This is a genomic window from Kitasatospora sp. MAP5-34 (genome assembly GCF_029894335.1).
Classification (GTDB): domain Bacteria; phylum Actinomycetota; class Actinomycetes; order Streptomycetales; family Streptomycetaceae; genus Kitasatospora.
In genome coordinates this window covers 24,685-41,512 of sequence record NZ_JARXZC010000037.1, presented here as the reverse complement: position 1 = coordinate 41,512, position 16,828 = coordinate 24,685, and the positions used below count along the sequence as shown (strand labels likewise).

Here is a 16,828-nt window from a genome sequence, read left to right as displayed (position 1 = left end):
GTCAGACCAGGCCGGAGGGCAGGCCCGAGAAGTTGAACGCCGTCCCGCGCTCGGTCGAGAGGGCGAGGGCGAGCCGGTCCCGGGTGTAGTCGTCGAGCTCGGGCAGCTCGTCCAGCGCGAACCAGCCGACCTCCAGCGACTCGTCGTCGTTGACCCGGGCCTCACCGGAGACCAGGCGGCAGCGGAAGGTCAGGTCCAGGTACCGGGCCTGGTCGCCGTTCGGGTACTCCAGCATCGGCGAGACGGTCACCGAGGTGAGTTCCTCCGGTTCGACCAGCACACCGGTCTCCTCGAAGCACTCCCGGACCGCGCAGTCGGCCGGCTCCTCGCCGGGATCGAGGATGCCGCCGATCATCGCCCAGCGGCCGGTGTCGACCCGGCGGCCCAGCAGCAGCCGCCCCTGTTCGTCGAGGACGACGGCGGCGACACCGGAGAGCCAGAGCGGACTGGTGCCGACGTGGGAGCGGAGTTCAGCCAGAAACGAAGGGATAGCCATGATCCGACCCTAGTCGGGAACGGCACCCGGACCGGGACATCAGAGCACGGCGCGACGACCGGTGCGGAACCGTGCGAACGCCAACCGGCCCAGCAGCAGCACCCCGGCGGCCAGACAGCCCGCCACCGCCATCGCCCAGGCCGGGCCGTCGCTCTCGGGGACGGCGACCGCGATCAGGATGCCCACCCCGATACAGGCCGCGCCGGCCACGGCCAGCAGCAGCTGGTCACGTTGGGTTTCCGCCATGACACCCACGGTATACCCCGGGCGGCCCCGGAGCAGCCCGGCGGCCGGGCCGGCCAGGCCGCTCGGGGCTTCGTCCCGGGTTGATCCGGACTTCCGCGAAAACACGCCGACCGCCGTACAACCATCGGTGGGTGACAGTGGTCTCCACTACATTGAACGATCCAGCACCGAGCTAGCCAGCACCGAGCTAGCCAGGACCGTCCACAGCGCAGGTCGGGAGTCCCCGCCGTGGACCGGAGAACCAGGGAGCGGAGCCGCCGCGCCCAGGTGCCGGAGGGCCGGGTACGGCCCTCCGGCGGTACCGCCGCGCCGCATCGGCGACCGAGGGGGGACCCGTGCCGTATTCCTATTCCACGACCATCACCAGCCGGCCGCCGACCACCACCGCCACCGGCCCGAGGCCCGCGCGTGAGCGCGGTGGCTGGCTGCGGTTCTCGCCCGTCCAGCCGCTGTTCCGCGCCCGGGCCGCCGGGCGGCTCGCGGTGCTCGCGTACCACGGGGTGACCGACCCGAACTCGTTCGGCGCCCAGCTCGACCGGCTGCACCGGCTGGCCACGCCCGTCTCGCTGCAGGCCGTGGAACAGGCGATCTCCGAGGGCCGCCCGCTGCCGCCGCGCAGCGTGCTGATCACCTTCGACGACGCCGACCGTACGGTCCTCACCCACGCCCTGCCCGCGCTCGCCGCCCGCCGGATCCCGGCGGCGGCCTTCGTGATAGCGGAGCTGATCGGCACCGACCTGCCGTTCTGGTGGCACGAGGCCCAGTTCCTGGCCGCGCACGGGGGCCAGGCCCGCTCGCTGCGCACCCACAGCAGCCCCGAACAGCTGCTGGCCCGGCTCAAGGCGCTACCGGACCCGGACCGCCGCCGCAGCCTGCACGAGCTGCGGGTCAGCGCACAGCGCCAGGCGCCCCGCCGGGAACAGCTGCGGCCCGAGGACCTGCGGACCCTGGCGGCCGCCAAGATCGCGATCGGGAACCACACTCTGGGCCACCCCTGCCTCGGCCGCTGCGACGATTCGACGGTGCAGACCGAGATCACCGCCGCGCACCTCGCCCTCACCCAGTGGCTCGGCGAACCCCCGGCCGCCTTCGCGTACCCCGACGGCGGGTACGACTCCCGGGCGGACGCGACGCTCCGTCAGCTCGGCTACCGGCTCGGCTTCCTGTCGGACCACCGGCTCGGGCCCCGACTGCCCGCGCATCCGCTCAGGATCAGCCGGCTGCAGGTCGACTCGACGACCAGCACGCGGCGTTTCGACACGATCCTGTCCGGGCTGGAACCGGCCGTCCAGCGCTGGCGGGGACGGGCTCAGGCCTCCGCCGGGTAGCGGGCGCCCCTTTTTCGGTGGCCGCTCAGACGGCCGGGACGGGTGCGGCCAGCAGGCGGCCCTCCGCGTAGCGGGCCGCTGCGGCGGGGAGGGCCGCCTCCCGGCCGCCGTGCAGCACCGTGAGGCGGCCCGTGCCGACTCTGTCGGTACCGATCCGGCGGAGGGCTTGGGCGGCGACGGCGTCCGCCGAGCCGTACCAGCGGAGGCCGGGCGCGGCGAGGCCGGCGACGGCGGCCCGGATGCTCTCCTCGACCAGTTCGTAGTGGGTGCAGCCGAGCACGAGCGCGTCCGTTCCGGCAGGCGTACGGGCGGCGGCGGCGGCGATCGCGGCGGCGATCGCCTCGGCGTCCCCGTGCTCGACCGCGTCGGCCAGGCCGGGGCAGGCCACCTCGGTGACCTGGGCCGATCCGCCGAACCGGCTGATCAGCGCGCGCTGGTACGGGCTCCCGGTGGTCGCCGGGGTCGCCCAGATCGCGACCCGGCCGCCGCTCGCCGAGGCGGGCTTGATCGCCGGGACGGTACCGATCACCGGCAGGCCCGGCTCCAGCTCGGCCCGGAGGGTCTCCAGCGCGTGGACGGAGGCGGTGTTGCAGGCGACCACCAGCGCGTCCGGCCCGAGCGCGGCGGCGGCCCGCGCGCAGGCCAGCGCGTGTTCCGTCACGTCCTCGGGCGTGCGGGGGCCCCAGGGCATGCCGTCCGGGTCCGAGGAGAGCACGAGGTCCACGTCGGGCCGCAGGCCGCGCAGCGCCGCCGCAGCCGCCAGCAGGCCGATACCGGAGTCCACCAATGCGATCTTCACAGGGCGAAACTCTACTGGAACCCGCCCGGCCACCCCCGTCCCGGCCGGTCTCGTGCGGCAGACTGCCGGAGTGACCGTGCTGCTCTGGCTCTCGGCGTCGTCCCTGCTCGGCTGGCTCTGGCTGACCTGCTGCCACGGGTTCTTCTGGCGCACCGACCAGCGACTTCCCCCGCGCCGCCCGCCCTCCGCCTGGCCGGACGTGGCGATCGTCGTGCCCGCCCGGGACGAGGCCGAGGTGCTGCCCGTCAGCCTGCCGAGCCTGCTCGCGCAGCGGTACCCCGGGCGCGCACGGGTGATCCTGGTCGACGACCACAGCACGGACGGTACGGGCGAGCTCGCCGAGCGCCTCGGCGCCGTGGGCGGGCTGCCGCTCACCGTCACCGCCCCGCCCCCGCTGCCGCCCGGCTGGACGGGCAAGCTCTGGGCGCTGCGGCACGGCGTGGAGCTGGCCGGCCAGGCCGAGTACCTGCTGCTCACCGACGCCGACATCGCGCACGGACCCGGCTCGCTCGCCGAGCTGGTGTCGGCCGCCGACAGCAACGGGCTGGACCTGGTCTCGCAGATGGCGCGGCTGCGGGTGACGACCGCCTGGGAGCGACTGATCGTCCCGGCGTTCGTCTACTTCTTCGCACAGCTGTACCCCTTCCGCCGGAGCAACCGCCCCGGCGCCCGGACGGCGGCCGCAGCCGGCGGGTGCTCGCTGGTGCGGCGCGAGGCGCTGGCGCGGGCCGGCGGGGTCGCGGGCATCCGGGGTGCCGTGATCGACGACGTCTCGCTCGCCCGGGCCGTGAAGTCCTCCGGCGGGCGGATCTGGCTCGGGCTGGCGGATCAGGTGGAGAGCGTCCGTCCGTACCCCCGGCTGTCCCAGCTCTGGCAGATGGTCTCGCGCAGCGCGTACGCGCAGCTGCGGCACTCGCCGGTGCTGCTGCTCGGCACGGTGCTCGGGCTGACGCTCGTCTACCTGGTGCCGCCGGTGGCCGCAGTGGCCGGGGTGGTGGCCGGCCGGCCGGCGGTGCTGCTGGCCGGCGGGGTGGCGTGGGCGCTGATGGCGGGGACCTTCCTGCCGATGGTGCGGTACTACCGGCAGCCGGCCGGGGCCGCGCTGCTGCTGCCGTTCACGGCGCTGCTGTACCTGCTGATGACGGTGGACTCCGCCGTCCAGCACTGGCGGGGACGCGGGTCGGCCTGGAAGGGGCGCACCTACCCCCGGACGAGCTGACCGGATATCCCCCGTTCCCATTCCCGGACAGGTCGAGCAGTTCTGCGCCAGACTGGTCGGATGGAGCGTCAGTTGATTTCCCGGATCGCCCACTCCGCGCACCCCGTCGCCGCGCCGCTCTCCGACGAGACCGTGCGGCGCCTGATCGACCGTGCGGTCGGGGCGGGCACCGGGCGGGTACTGGACCTCGGGTGCGGCGAGGCACCCTGGCTGCTCCGCGCGCTCGCCGCGCACCCGCAGCTGCGGGCGGTCGGTGTGGACGACGACGCCGAGGCGCTGGGGCTGGCCCAGCACGGCGCCGAATCGCTCGGGGTCTCCCGGCGGCTCGGCCTGCACCATCAGGACGCGCGCGAGTTCAGCCTGCCGGAGCCGTTCGACGTGGTGCTCTGCGTCGGCGCGACGCACGCGTTCGGCGGGCTGCTGCCGACGCTTGCCGCCATCCGCCGGCACCTGGCCCCGGGCGGGGTGGCGGTGGTCGGCGACGGCTTCTGGGAGCGCCAGCCGAGCCTGGAGGCCCTGGCCGGGCTCGGCGGCGCGGCGGCCGGGGAGTTCACCGACCTGGCGAGCACCGTGCAGCGGGCGGTCGTCAACGGGTGGACGCCCGTCCACGGGCATGTCAGCAGCCTGTCGGAGTGGGACGACTACGAGTGGTCCTGGACGGGCTCGCTCGCCGAGTGGGCTCTCGACAACCCGGCGCACCCCGACAGCGCGGAGGCCGCGACGATCGCGGCGGAGCACCGGGCGGGGTGGCTCGGCGGGTACCGGGGGACGCTGGGGTTCGTCACGCTGCTGCTGCGGCGCGCTGCCTGAGACCGCGACCGGCTCAGCGCTGAGCGACCAGGCGGTCGAGGACGGCCGGGACCTGGTCGACGCCGCCTGCGGCGCTGGGGCCGGTGCGGTAACGGCCCTGGACCACGACGGTGGGGAGTTCGGCGACCTCGTAGCGGGTGAAGAGGGCTGGGGCCTCCTTGGTCGCGCGGTCCACCTCCGGGGAGCGGTAGGCGGCGCGGAACCCGGCGGCGTCGAGGCCGTGCCGCAGCGCCCAGCCGGTGGCGAGGTCCTCGGTGGTCAGGTCGGTGTGCTGGTCGTGGACGGCACGGAAGGCGTCGAGCTGGAGGTGGTCGACGGCGCCGAGCCGCTCCAGGGTGTAGTAGAGCCGGGCGTGCGCGAGCTGCACCGACTCGTCGGGCCCGCCGGGCCAGACCGCCGGGACCCGGCGCAGCACGACGTCCGTCCGGTGGCGCTCGGCCCAGCGCTCAAGGGGGAATTCGAGCTGCTGGGAGTGCGAGCAGTCGTACCAGAAGAACTCGACGGCCTCCTGCTTCGCGGCCTCCCGGACGGGCTGCGGATGAGCCAACTGGACGTACTGGGCGCTCTCGTGCGGCGCGGCCGGCCCAGCGGCGACGGCGGCGGGACCGGTGAGCAGGCCGCTGGTGAGCAGGCTGCCGGTGACGGCGAGCAGAACGGCGGTGCGCAGCAGGGAGTTCACAGCCGTAGTCTGCCAGTCACCCAGAGCGACCGGCCAGCCTGGGGCGCGGGCTTGCCGGATATTCACCCGATCGGAGCGGTTTAGATCTGTCTGTGGCGGTACGACCGAACAGATATATCGGGGCAACACCACCCAGGCCATGGACGATCCGCCATTGTGCCGGGCCCGGCCTGCAAAGAATCATGAACAGGCTGGCGAAACCCCCCGTCTCTCCCAGCACCACCGGCGGCCCGTCCCCCTTCGGGCCGCTGTGTCGAGGACCAGGAAGACCACCTCCATGTCGAACTCCCCCTCCGCCTCGCTGATCGAACAGCGCGGCGTCGAGGCGCCACCCGGCTGCAGGCCACCTACGTGGTCGCGGCCATGGCGACGATTCTGGTCTTCCTCGGCCACTTCGTCTGGAGCGCCCAGGACGCCGTGACCTCCTTCGTGCTGGTGCTCACCGCGATCGGCACCCCCTGGGCCGTCATCACGCTGATCGGTTTCAAGCGCTGCAAGGGCGACTACGACCGGCAGTCACTGCAGGTGCTCAACCAGCGCACCCGGGGCGGCATCTACTGGTACCGGGCGGGTTGGAACATCCCGGCCACCGTCGCCTGGGCGCTCGGCAGCGTGGTCGGCCTCTGCGCCGTGGACACGCCCGTCTACCAGGGGCCGCTGCTGAAGCTGACCGGCGGGATCGACGTCAGCTTCCTGCTCTCGGGCCTGGTCGCCGCCGGCTGCTACCTCGTCCTGTCGCGCTCCTCCCGTGGGCGGGCCGGCGGGACGGTGGCCGTCGACCCGGCTCGCTTGACGGTCGATCAGTCCACCTGATCGACCGGAACGACCTGCACGGCGGGCGCGGCCTGTACGGCGGGCGCGGCCTGCTCGATCTGCCCGGCCTCGGTCGGCTGCTCCTGGACGGGCGGCCGGCCGTTCGCCGCAGTGGCGACAGCCGTGGCGCTGGCTGCGGCCGCGGCAGCCGTGGCGCCGTCGAAGAAGCGCAGCAACTCGACCGGGAACGGCAGCACCAGGGTGGAGTTCTTCTCCGCCGCGACCTCGACCACCGTCTGCAGCAGGCGCAGCTGCATCGCCGAGGGCGTGGCGTCCATCATGGCGGCCGCCTCCGACAGCTTGGCGGCAGCCTGGAACTCGCCGTCCGCAGTGATGATCCGGGCCCGGCGCTCGCGGTCGGCCTCGGCCTGGCGGGCCATCGAGCGCTTCATCGAGTCGGGCAGCGCGACGTCCTTGATCTCGACCCGGTCGATGTGCACGCCCCAGGCGGTGGCCGGGTTCTCCAGCATCAGTTCCAGGCCCTGGTGCAGGTTCTCCCGGCCCGAGAGCAGGTCGTCCAGCTCGCTCTTGCCGATGATCGAGCGCAGCGAGGTCTGGGCGACCTGGGACATCGCGAAGGTGTAGTTCTGCACGTCGACCGTGGCCCGGACGGGCTCGACCACCCGGAAGTACACCACCGCGTCGACCCGGACTGAGACGTTGTCGCGGGTGATGCCCTCCTGCGCCGGGACGGGCATGGTGATCGTCTGCACGTTGACCTTCCGCATCCGGTCCACGACCGGGATCAGCAGCGTCAGCCCGGGCGGGCGGACCGTCTCGCGGACCCGGCCGAGCCGGAACACCACGCCGCGCTCGTACTGCTGCACCACCCGTACGCCGGCCCGCAGCCAGAGCAGCCCCGACACCAGCCCCACCCCAACGATGACCTCGAAAATCGCCACGTCGCCCGACCTTCCCCGTCACGGCGCGCCCGGGCCGGGTCCGCGACGGGCCCTGTCGCGCGGGTGCGAGCCGCGCCCGCCAGTATGCGCGCGACGGCTGGCAACCAACAGACCTTGCAACGGAGTTGTCGCTCCGTCAGCGGCTGGCGACCTGCTGGAGCAGCAGCAGCCAGGCGTCGGTGACCACGGCGAGGTCGAACCGGGCGAGGGTGTGCTCCCGGGCGGCGGCGCCGAGTCGGGCGCTGCCGGCCAGTACCTTGCCCAGCGCCTCCGCGAGCGCGGCCGCGTCACCGGGCCCGACCAGCGCGCCGGTGACGCCGTCCAGGACGAGGTCGCGGACCCAGCCGACGTCGGTGGCGACGGCCGGCAGTCCGGCGAGAGTGCCCTCGATCAGTGCGCCGGGCACGCCCTCGCTGTCGCTGGTGAGCAGCAGGGCGTCGGCGGCGCGGTAGAGCGGCGCGGAGTCGGCGAGCCGGCCGAGGAAGTGGGCCCGGCCGGTGTGGTCGGTCTGACTGTCGGGCAGAGGGCAGTCGCCCGCCACCGCGAGGTGGACGTCGGGGAGGCGGTCGAGCACGTCGAGCGCGAGGTCGAACCGCTTGTCGGCGGCGGCCGACCCGATCCAGGCGACCAGCGGCCCCCTGGCCGGCAGCCCCAGCAACTCCCGCGCGCAGCGCCGTTCCTCCTCGCTGCCGGCGGGCCGGAACCGTTCGGTGGCCCGGCCGTTGGGGATGGTCCGGACCCGGGCGGCGGGCAGCCGGCAGCTCTGGATCAGTACCTGCCGGGCTCCGTCGGAGACGGCGGAGACAGCGGCGGCACAGTGTAGGAAGGCGGCGGTCCAGAGCCGCCGGGCCCAGCCGTCCGGGCCCGTCCGGGGGTCGCCGCTGGTCACGTACACGAAGGGTATCCCGCTGCCGAGGAGGCCCAGCGCGCACGCCTGGAGGGTGGTGGAGCCGTGGGCGACGACCACGTCCGCCTCCCGGGCGGCGGCTCGCAGGGCGCGCAGGGCGGTGGGGTGGTAGCCGGACGGCCCGAGCACGGGGAGGTCGTCGGCCGGGGCGCCCTGCGAGGTGCGGGGCTGCGGGTGGAGTGCGCGCAACTCGGAGGGCTGGCCCCGGCGGAGCAGCTCGGCGTGCAGGTCGCGGGCGAAGTTCTGGGCACCGAACCGCCCGGGATCGGTGACCAGATGGAGCACGCGGGGTGGAGCTGACGCGGCGTCGGACATGTTCCGACCCTGACACAGGCCGCACGGGCGCGCAGGCGGTTCGGCGAAGCACGGGGAGACTGCGGGCGAAGCGGAGGCGGCCGCCGATTGTCGGGCCGGGCCTAATCCCTGGCGGGCGACCGCCGCGACCTGGGATGCTGATCCCCAGTCAGGGCGTGGGGCGGTCGGGAGAGCCGTCGTACGCACCGCACCAAGGGTCGTCGGCCGGGGGGTCACTGCTGTGCGCGTGCTCTATGTGATCGACAGCCTGGACCGGGTCGGCGGCGCCCAGCAGGGGCTGGTCTCGATGGCGCCGCAGCTGCTGCGGGCGGGGGTACGGCTGGACGTGGCGTACCTCGCGGAGTCGTCCGGCGGCTTCCAGGCGGAGCTGACGGCGGCCGGGGCGAGCGTCTTCGGTGTGCACCGCCCGAACCGGGCGCGCACCGCCGTCGCGCTGCGCCGGCTGGTGCGGGAGCGGCGGCCGGAGTTGGTGCACACCGCGCTCCACGAGTCGGACGTGCTGGGCCGGGCGGCCGCGCTGGCGGCCGGTACGCCGGTGGTGTCGAGCCTGGTCAACCCCTGGTACGGGACGGAGCACCTGCACGCGCGGGGGCAGCGCCCGTGGCAGGTCCGGGCCGCCCAGGCGGCGGACGCCGCGACCGCCCAGGGCACCAGGCGGTTCCACGCGCTGAGCAAGTACCTGGCGGGGGTGATGGCCCGGCGGCTGCGGATCGCGCCGGGCCGGATCGATGTGGTGCCGCACGGGCGCGACCCCGAGCTGCTGGGCTCGGTGACGCCCGAGCGCCGGGCGGCGGTACGGTCCGCGCTGGGGCTCGCGGACGGCACGCCGGTGGTGCTGGCGGCGGCCCGGCAGGATTACCAGAAGGGCCTGGACGTCCTGCTGCAGGCGTGGCCCCTGGTGCTCCGGGCCGCGCCGGAGGCGGTGCTGCTGCTCGCGGGCGGCCCCGGCGAGGAGACCGCCCGGCTGCGGGAGCTTGCCGGGAGGGCGGGCCGGGTGCGCTTCCTGGGCCCGCGCGCGGACGTGTTCGACCTGATGGCGGGGGCGGACGTGTGCGCCGTGCCGTCGCGCTGGGAGGGGCTGGGGAGTACCGCGCTGGAGGCGATGGGCGTCGGCGTCCCGCTGGTCTGTTCCGACGTGGCGGCGCTGCGGGAGACGGTCGGCTCGGAGGACTACGCGCGGCTGGTCCCGCCGGAGCGGCCGACCGAGCTGGCGGCGGCGCTGCTGGAGACGCTCGGCGACCGGGCGGCGGCGACCGGGCGGGTCCGGTCGGCGCGGGCCCGGTTCCTGACCCGGTTCACCCTGCACCAGGTGTCCGGGCAGATGGTCGACTTCTACGAGCGCGCGCTCCGGCGCTGACGCCCATGGCTGCTGGGTGGGGGCCGGTTCCGGCCGTACGCGGAGGGTCGGCGTACCGCGCCGGTCCGCCGCCCGGGCCGGGGCGGCCGTTAGGCAGTTCGGGTGAACTCAGTTGGACCACACGCCCGTTGAGTCGGAAGGATGGCCCGCCGGGCCTGCTGGCCCTTCTCGACCGGCCGGTCCGGCCGGCCTCCGCACACACATTTGGAGTCACCCGGTGTTCAAGGGATTCCGCAGCTTCCTGCTGCGCGGAAACGTGGTGGACCTCGCGGTCGGCATCGTCATCGGCGCCGCCTTCACCGCCGTCGTCACCGGGTTCGTCACGGCCTTCCTGACCCCGCTGATCGGGGTCGCCACCGGCACCATCGGCGACTTCACCCAGAAGGCGTTCAGCGTCGCGGGCACGACCTTCCCGTACGGCGCCTTCCTGAACGCGCTGATCAGCTTCCTGCTGGTCGCCACGGTGATCTACTTCGCGGTGGTGGTGCCGGTCGGCAAACTGCAGGCCCGCTTCCAGCCCGCCAAGCCCACCCCCGTCGCCAAGACGGACTGCCCGGAGTGCCTGAGCACCGTCCCGGCCGCCGCCGTCCGCTGCTCCTTCTGCACCTCCGAGCTGGCGGGCCGACCGGGCTTCCCGGCCCAGGCGCACGGCGAGGCGTTGCAGACCCGCTGACCCACCCCGCTGCCCCAGCCCGCTGACCCACCCCACCAACCTGCCCCGGCAAGCCGCCCGGACTGCAGACCGCTCCGGGGGCTTGCCCGCCTCACCCGCACGCCCTCACTTCGAGCTCGCTTCGACATGGGGGCGTGCGCGTCCGCACGAATCGACCTATTCGTCCACTGTTCGACTCCTCCTCGGACGGATGTCGACCCGCCGACCAGCGGGACCTTGGCTTGAATTTAACGCCGGAATGTCGGATATTCACACATTCGAGAGTTATGTTCGAGCGAAGACTCTGTAAACACTCGAACTCCAGGGCCTCCCACTCTCCTCAGCAGGCGCATTGTGGGCTTACGGTATGCCCCATGACCTCGCCCCGCTCCTACGACGGAGTCGGCTACCCCTCTCCGTCCTTCTCGTCCGGCACGCCCATCTACGACAGCCTGGTCGCAGAGCGCGGTGTCCCCCAGATCGCCCCCATCAACGTGCCGGCGGCGCTGCCCCCAGCCCTCTCCGCCGGTTACCAGTCGGGGTTCGGCACGACCAACAGCCCGGGTTACGGCCCGCAGGGCTTCGACAGCCCCGCGAGCAACCTCCCCGCGCTGCCTCCCGCCCGGCTCGCGCTCGGCCCCGGCCCCAGCAGCAGCGCCCCCACCAGCTACATCCCAGTGCAGCCCGGCGCGGGCACGTACGCCGTGCCGCCGCAACCGCCGATGCCCGGTTACGGCGGTCCGCAGCAGTACGCGCAGCCGCAACGACCGCAGGCCCCGGCCCCGGCGTTCCAGCAGCAGGGCGGCAACTTCCAGGGCGGCGGCCCGAGCATGGGTGGCCAGAGCTTCGGTGGCCAGAACACCTTCGCGACCGCGCCGCAGGGCTTCGGCGGCCAGGGCTTCGGCGGCCAGCCCGCCGCTGCCCAACAGGGCTTCAATCAGCAGGGTTTCGCCACCCAGGGCTTCGCCACGCAGGGCGGCAACGGCCAGACGTACGGCGGGCAGCCGCAGCAGAGCTTCGGCGACCAGAGCTTCGGCGGCAACCAGCTCCGCCCGGCCGCTCCGGTGGCACCCGTCCGACCCGTGCCGCAGGCGCGCCCGGCGCAGTACGGCGAGCAGCCGCAGTACCAGCAGCCCGGCTACCAGGGGAACGCCTACTGATCCACCGCCCCCGACGGACAGGGCACCCGGCGAACGAGGGGACCGGGTGAACCAGTAGGGGAACGGGTCGTCACCGAGGGCCGTCCGGACCACCGCTGCGGAGCGGCTCCGGGCGGCCCTCGCACACAGGTACGCCTGGTCGGCTGGCAGGATGGCCTCATGCCACAGCTCACCGGCCTCCATGTCTACCCGCTCAAGTCCGCCTACCGGCTCAGCCCCGAGAGTGCCCAGGTCGAACCCTGGGGCCTGACCGGGGACCGGCGGTGGATGCTCGCCGACGAACGCGGCAAGGCCATCACCCAGCGCGACGAACCTGCTCTCGGCCAGCTCCGGGTGATGCCCTCGCCGGACGGTTCGCTGACGGTCACCGCGCCCGACGGCTCCCGGCTCGAGGTCACCGCGCCGTCCTCCCCTGCCGGTGCTCCGGTGATCGAGGCGACCGTCTTCGGTTCGGTCTTCAAAGCCTCGGTGGCGGACAAACAGGCTGCGGACTGGTTCAGCGAGCGCTTCGGCGAGCGGGTCGGCCCGATCCGGCTGCTGCACCTGGACGATCCGCTGAGCCGGGCCGTCGACCCCGACTACGCGGGCCCGGGCGACACCGTGAGCATGGCCGACGGCTACCCCCTGCTGGTCACCACCACCGCCTCGCTCACCGCCCTGAACGCTCTGCTCGCCGAGGACCACCCGGACGACGAGCGCAAGGCCGCCGCCCTGCCGATGGAACGTTTCCGCCCGAACCTGGTCATCACCGGCACCGAACCGTGGGCCGAGGGCGGCTGGCGGCGGATCCAGGTCGGCGAGGTCACCTTCCGGGTGGCCAAGCAGTGCGGCCGCTGCATCGTCACCACGACCGACCAGGAGACCGGCGAGCGCCGGGGCCCCGAACCACTGCGCGCGCTCGGTCGGCACCGCCGCTTCGGCCAGCGCCTCGCGTTCGGCCAGCACCTCATCCCGGAACGCCCCGGGACGGCACGCCCGGCGGTCGGCGACCTGCTCGGGACGGTCCGCCTCGGCGACCAGGTCACCGTGCTGGAGGAGGGCCCGCTCCCGGTCCCGGACCAGCGGGACTGAGTACCGGAGCAACGGAACTGGCGAGCCGGACCAGCGGGACTGGCGAGCCGGACCAGCGGGACTGGCGAGCCGGAACCGAATGCGTGCTCGCTCGTTGTAGCACTCGAGCGACCGGGACGACGGGCGGCGCACGCTACGGTGAGCACGGTGCCGCGAGCGGGCAACCCGCAGGGTCTCGACGAACTCGACGAAGGTGGGGATGACGGATCGCCATGGGTGAGTACAGGGTCCGGGTCACGCAGGACAGCGCCTCCCGGTGGCGGCGGCGCGCCGGGGAGTACGAGACGCTCCACGAGGCCCTCACGGCCGCCGAGCCCGGTGACACCGTGCTGGTCCGGCCCGGGATGTTCCGGGAGAACCTGCTGATCGACAAGCGGGTGACGGTTCTGCCCTCGGACGGCCCCGGCACCGTGCGGATCGTCCCGCCGTCCGGGGTCCCGCTCACCGTGACGGCTGCCGCGACCGTCCGCGACCTGGTGATCGAGGGCGCGGAGAGTTCCGTCCCGGCGGTGCTGGTCACCGGCCCGGAGGCCGACGTCGAGCTGTCCGGTTGCCGGGTCGAGACCCGTTCGGCCGTCGGCGTCGAGATCGCGGACCGTGGCAACGCGACCCTGCGCGGATGCACCGTCAGCAACCCCTCGGGCCTGGGCATCCGGCTGCGTTCGCAGGCCACCGCCGTGGTCGAGGACTGCGAGGTGCTGGACGCCGGCCAGGCCGGGCTGGCGGTGCTCGGCGGTGCCACCGCCCGGCTGGAGCGCTGCAAGCTGCACCACGCGAGCGGCGCCGGCGTGCTGCTCGCCGACCCGGGCAGCAGCGCGGAGCTGACCAGCTGTGAGATCTACGAGATCCGGGGCAGCGGGGTGCAGGCCGAGTCGCAGGCCAGCGGCCGGCTCGCCGACTGCGAGATCCACCGCGTCACCGGCAACGGACTCACCCTGGACACCGAGGCCGAACTCACCCTCACCGGCTGCCGGGTGCACACCCTCCCGGAGAACGCCGCCGACCTGCGCGGCCGCTCCCGGCTCACCCTGGAGCAGACCACCGTCCGGGACTTCGGCCGGGGCGCGCTCTCGGTCTGGGACCAGGGCACCCACGCCGAGGCCCGCTCCAGCGAGATCCACTCCAGCACCGGCGACTATCCCGCCGTCTGGGTCAGCGACGGCGCCCGGCTCACCCTCACCGACTGCTCGCTGCACGACCTGCCGGACGCCCTGTTCGTGCTGGACCGGGAGTCCCGCGCCGTCGCCAAGGACTGCTCGTTCAGCCGGATCCGCAGCTCGGCGGTCTCGGTCAGCGGCGGCGCCACCGTCTCGCTCGCCGACTGCCGGATCCAGCAGGCGGGCACCGGGCTCTGGTTCCGCGACCACGGCAGCGGCGGTCGGCTGACGGGGTGCGAGATCTCCGAGGTCGCCACCGGAGTGATCGTCACCAAGGGCGCCGACCCGGAGCTGCGCGACTGCACCGTACGCGGCTCCACCGACGCCGCCGTGTACGTCTCCGCCCAGGGGAAGGGCAGCTTCGAGGACTGCCGGGTCTCGCACGGCAAGGGCTTCGGCTTCCACATCATCGACGGCTGCCGCACCGCGCTCACCCGCTGCCGGGCCGAGCAGAACGGCCGCGCGGGCTTCGAGTTCTCCGAGCCGGGCCCGGTCACCGAGGGCTGCACCTCCGACGACGTCGCCCCGCCGGTGGTCGAGCTACCGGCACCGCGCACCGCCCAACTGACCACCGCCGCACCCGCCCTGGCCGCCCAGATCAGCCAGATCCCGGACTGCCGCCCGGCCGACGAGGCACTCGCCGAACTGGACGCGCTGATCGGCCTGGCCACCGTCAAACAGGAGGTCCGGACGCTGATCGACCTGATCTCGGTCGGCCGCCGGCGCCGCCAGGCCGGGCTGAAGGCCCCCTCGCTCCGCCGCCACCTGGTCTTCACCGGCTCCCCCGGCACCGGCAAGACCACCGTGGCCCGCCTCTACGGCGAGATCCTGGCCTCGCTCGGCGTACTGCAGAACGGCCACCTGGTCGAGGTCGCCCGGGTCGACCTGGTCGGCGAGCACATCGGCTCCACCGCGATCCGCACCCAGGCCGCCTTCGACAAGGCCCGGGGCGGGGTGCTCTTCATCGACGAGGCGTACGCGCTGGCGCCCGAGGACGGCGCCCGCGACTTCGGCCGCGAGGCGATCGACACCCTGGTCAAGCTGATGGAGGACCACCGCGACGAGGTGGTGGTGATCGTGGCCGGCTACACCCTCGAGATGGAGCGCTTCCTCTCCGCCAACCCCGGGGTCTCCTCCCGGTTCTCCCGCACCATCACCTTCCCCGACTACACCGCCGCCGAGCTGCTGCAGATCGCGCGCTGCCAGTGCGCCGAGCACGAGTACGAACTCGGCGAGGGCACGGCGGCCGTCCTGCTGGAGCACTTCGCCGGGCTGGAGCGCGGGCCCGGCTTCGGCAACGGCCGGACGGCCCGTCAGGTCTTCGAGACCATGGTCGAGCGGCACGCGATGCGGGTCGCCCAACTCGCCGACCCGTCCACCGAGGAGCTGCAACTGCTCGTCCCGGCGGACCTGCCGGAGCGGGAATCTGCGAGGATGGCCCAGTAGTGACGGATGCGTGAGTAGTACCGGATGTGTTGGTAGCAACCAATGCGGTGGTACCGGACGCAGCAGGACCGGATCGGGAGGGCCTGACCACGTGGCCGACAACAGCAATCTGCTCGCCGAACAGCGCCGCGCGCTGATCCTGGACGAGGTACGGCGGCGCGGTGGCGTACGGGTCAACGAGCTGACCCGACGGCTGAACGTCTCCGACATGACGATCCGCCGGGACCTCGACGCGCTCGCGAAGGCGGGCGTGATCGAGAAGGTGCACGGCGGCGCGGTGGTGGTCGAGGAGGCCCGCACCCACGAGCCGGGCTTCGAGGCCAAGTCCGCGCTGGAGCTCTCCGCCAAGGAGGAGATCGCCCGGGCCGCAGCCCAGTTGGTGACCGCAGGCAGCGCGATCGCGCTCTCCGGTGGCACCACCACCTTCGCGCTGGCCCAGCACCTCACCGAGATCGAGCACCTGACGGTGGTGACCAACTCCGTCCGGGTCGCCGACGTCTTCGAGCGGGCGCAGCGGCAGAGCGGCGCCCCGGGGGCGACGGTGGTGCTGACCGGCGGGGTGCGGACGCCCTCCGACTCACTGGTCGGCCCGGTCGCGGACCGGGCGATCCGCTCGCTCCACTTCGACCTGCTCTTCCTCGGCACCCACGGCCTCTCCCCCGAGGCCGGCCTCTCCACCCCCAATCTCGCGGAGGCGGAGACCAACCGGAACTTCGTCGCCTCCGCCCGCCGCGTGATCACCGTGGCCGACCACACCAAGTGGGGCATCGTGGGCCTGTCCACCTTCGCCGAACTGGCCGAGGTGGACACCTGGGTGACCGACGCCGCCCTCCCCGCCGAGGCCGCCGACGCCGCGCGCGAGCACGTCCGGGAGCTGATCCTCGCGGGGTAGGCCTCCGCCGCTGGAGCCACCGGACCAGGCCGGCCCGTGGTGGCCGGCCCGTGGTTGAAGTACGAGTGGTTGAAGTACGCGTGGTTAGAGTACGAGCTCGTAGTACTTGAGTTCCTCGTCCTCGTTCACGAGGGTCATCCCGGCGGCGAGCATCACCCGCTGCGAGGGAACGTTGTCGTGGCCGGTGTTGCCGAGGAACTTGGTCACGCCCTGCTCGCGGGCGAGTTCCACCATGCGGCGGACGGCCTCGCGGGCGTAGCCCTGGCCCCGGGCGGACTCGGCGAGGCCGTAGCCGACCTCGACGGCGCCGTGCTCGTCCGGGCCGCCGTGGAAGCCGATGCCACCGATGGCCCGGCCGTCCGAGGCGCGGCGTATCTCGTAGCCGCCGAAGGGCTGCGGGTCACCGACGGCCTCGCAGGCGCGGACGAACATCCGGGCGCCCGTCCGCTCGCCCTCGGCCGGGTAGTCGGGGGCCCAGTGGGTGTCCGGGCCGCGTTCGCCGGTCTCGACCAGCCTGGCCTCCTCGGCGGTGAAGGGGTGCAGGACAAGACGGTCGGTCAGAAGATCATTCATGCAGCG

Annotated in this window: 15 protein-coding genes and 2 pseudogenes; 10 read left to right on the top strand and 7 right to left on the bottom strand. The window is 73.5% G+C overall.

Going from position 1 to position 16,828, the window contains the following annotated elements:
* Position 1 precedes the first annotated feature (1 nt).
* Complete coding sequence (locus P3T29_RS25555) at positions 2 to 496, bottom strand: NUDIX domain-containing protein (protein WP_280718968.1); 495 nt, start codon at positions 494 to 496, stop codon at positions 2 to 4.
* A gap of 39 nt (positions 497 to 535) precedes the next feature.
* A complete protein-coding gene (locus P3T29_RS25550) occupies positions 536 to 742 on the bottom strand; it encodes a hypothetical protein (RefSeq protein ID WP_280718967.1) in 207 nt (68 codons plus the stop codon).
* Between the two features lie 335 nt (positions 743 to 1,077).
* Here P3T29_RS25550 and P3T29_RS25545 point away from each other — a divergent pair, with 335 nt between their 5' ends.
* A complete protein-coding gene (locus tag P3T29_RS25545) occupies positions 1,078 to 2,070 on the top strand; it encodes a polysaccharide deacetylase family protein (protein ID WP_280718966.1) in 993 nt (330 codons plus the stop codon).
* A 25-nt stretch (positions 2,071 to 2,095) separates the two neighbouring features.
* On the opposite strand, the gene P3T29_RS25540 is transcribed toward P3T29_RS25545, so the two are convergent.
* Positions 2,096 to 2,869, bottom strand: a complete 774-nt coding sequence (locus P3T29_RS25540; protein ID WP_280718965.1) for an aspartate/glutamate racemase family protein — start codon at positions 2,867 to 2,869, stop codon at positions 2,096 to 2,098.
* A gap of 79 nt (positions 2,870 to 2,948) precedes the next feature.
* On the opposite strand from P3T29_RS25540, the gene P3T29_RS25535 reads away from it, so the two are divergent.
* Positions 2,949 to 4,088, top strand: coding sequence for a glycosyltransferase (locus P3T29_RS25535; RefSeq protein ID WP_280718997.1), 1,140 nt, complete (start codon positions 2,949 to 2,951; stop codon positions 4,086 to 4,088).
* 60 nt (positions 4,089 to 4,148) lie between these two features.
* On the top strand, positions 4,149 to 4,898 hold the full coding sequence (locus P3T29_RS25530; protein WP_280718964.1) for a class I SAM-dependent methyltransferase: 750 nt from the start codon (positions 4,149 to 4,151) through the stop codon (positions 4,896 to 4,898).
* Between the two features lie 13 nt (positions 4,899 to 4,911).
* Here the strand turns inward: P3T29_RS25530 and P3T29_RS25525 are convergent, their stop codons facing one another.
* On the bottom strand, positions 4,912 to 5,577 hold the full coding sequence (locus P3T29_RS25525; protein WP_280718963.1) for a thiol:disulfide interchange protein DsbA/DsbL: 666 nt from the start codon (positions 5,575 to 5,577) through the stop codon (positions 4,912 to 4,914).
* 327 nt (positions 5,578 to 5,904) lie between these two features.
* Between P3T29_RS25525 and P3T29_RS25520 the strand changes: the two are divergent.
* Positions 5,905 to 6,390, top strand: a pseudogene (locus P3T29_RS25520) (cytosine permease); the annotation flags it as partial.
* On the opposite strand, the gene P3T29_RS25515 reads toward P3T29_RS25520, so the two are convergent.
* Positions 6,378 to 7,292: a slipin family protein gene (locus tag P3T29_RS25515; protein ID WP_280718962.1), complete on the bottom strand. Its 915-nt coding sequence runs from the start codon at positions 7,290 to 7,292 to the stop codon at positions 6,378 to 6,380. The pseudogene P3T29_RS25520 and the gene P3T29_RS25515 overlap by 13 nt on opposite strands.
* 136 nt (positions 7,293 to 7,428) lie before the next feature.
* Positions 7,429 to 8,514, bottom strand: coding sequence for a glycosyltransferase family 4 protein (locus tag P3T29_RS25510; RefSeq protein ID WP_280718961.1), 1,086 nt, complete (start codon positions 8,512 to 8,514; stop codon positions 7,429 to 7,431).
* A gap of 226 nt (positions 8,515 to 8,740) precedes the next feature.
* Here P3T29_RS25510 and P3T29_RS25505 point away from each other — a divergent pair, with 226 nt between their 5' ends.
* From P3T29_RS25505 to P3T29_RS25480, 6 genes and pseudogenes are all read left to right on the top strand, one after another.
* Positions 8,741 to 9,871: a glycosyltransferase family 4 protein gene (locus P3T29_RS25505; RefSeq protein ID WP_280718960.1), complete on the top strand. Its 1,131-nt coding sequence runs from the start codon at positions 8,741 to 8,743 to the stop codon at positions 9,869 to 9,871.
* A 217-nt stretch (positions 9,872 to 10,088) separates the two neighbouring features.
* Entirely contained in the window at positions 10,089 to 10,544 is a 456-nt protein-coding gene (gene mscL / locus P3T29_RS25500) for a large conductance mechanosensitive channel protein MscL (protein WP_280718959.1), read from the top strand.
* Positions 10,545 to 10,897: 353 nt separating this feature from the next.
* Positions 10,898 to 11,299 (top strand): annotated as a pseudogene (locus tag P3T29_RS32755) (DUF6643 family protein); the annotation flags it as partial.
* Positions 11,300 to 11,842: 543 nt separating this feature from the next.
* Positions 11,843 to 12,754 (top strand): MOSC N-terminal beta barrel domain-containing protein, encoded by a 912-nt coding sequence (locus tag P3T29_RS25490; protein ID WP_280718958.1) that lies wholly within the window; start codon positions 11,843 to 11,845, stop codon positions 12,752 to 12,754.
* Positions 12,755 to 12,966: 212 nt separating this feature from the next.
* Positions 12,967 to 15,357, top strand: a complete 2,391-nt coding sequence (locus tag P3T29_RS25485; RefSeq protein WP_280718957.1) for a right-handed parallel beta-helix repeat-containing protein — start codon at positions 12,967 to 12,969, stop codon at positions 15,355 to 15,357.
* Positions 15,358 to 15,448: 91 nt separating this feature from the next.
* Positions 15,449 to 16,249, top strand: a complete 801-nt coding sequence (locus P3T29_RS25480) for a DeoR/GlpR family DNA-binding transcription regulator (RefSeq protein ID WP_280718956.1) — start codon at positions 15,449 to 15,451, stop codon at positions 16,247 to 16,249.
* An 84-nt stretch (positions 16,250 to 16,333) separates the two neighbouring features.
* On the opposite strand, the gene P3T29_RS25475 is transcribed toward P3T29_RS25480, so the two are convergent.
* The gene (locus P3T29_RS25475; protein WP_280718955.1) at positions 16,334 to 16,822 is read right to left on the bottom strand and encodes a GNAT family N-acetyltransferase; all 489 of its coding nucleotides are present in this window, start codon (positions 16,820 to 16,822) and stop codon (positions 16,334 to 16,336) included.
* Positions 16,823 to 16,828 lie beyond the last annotated feature (6 nt).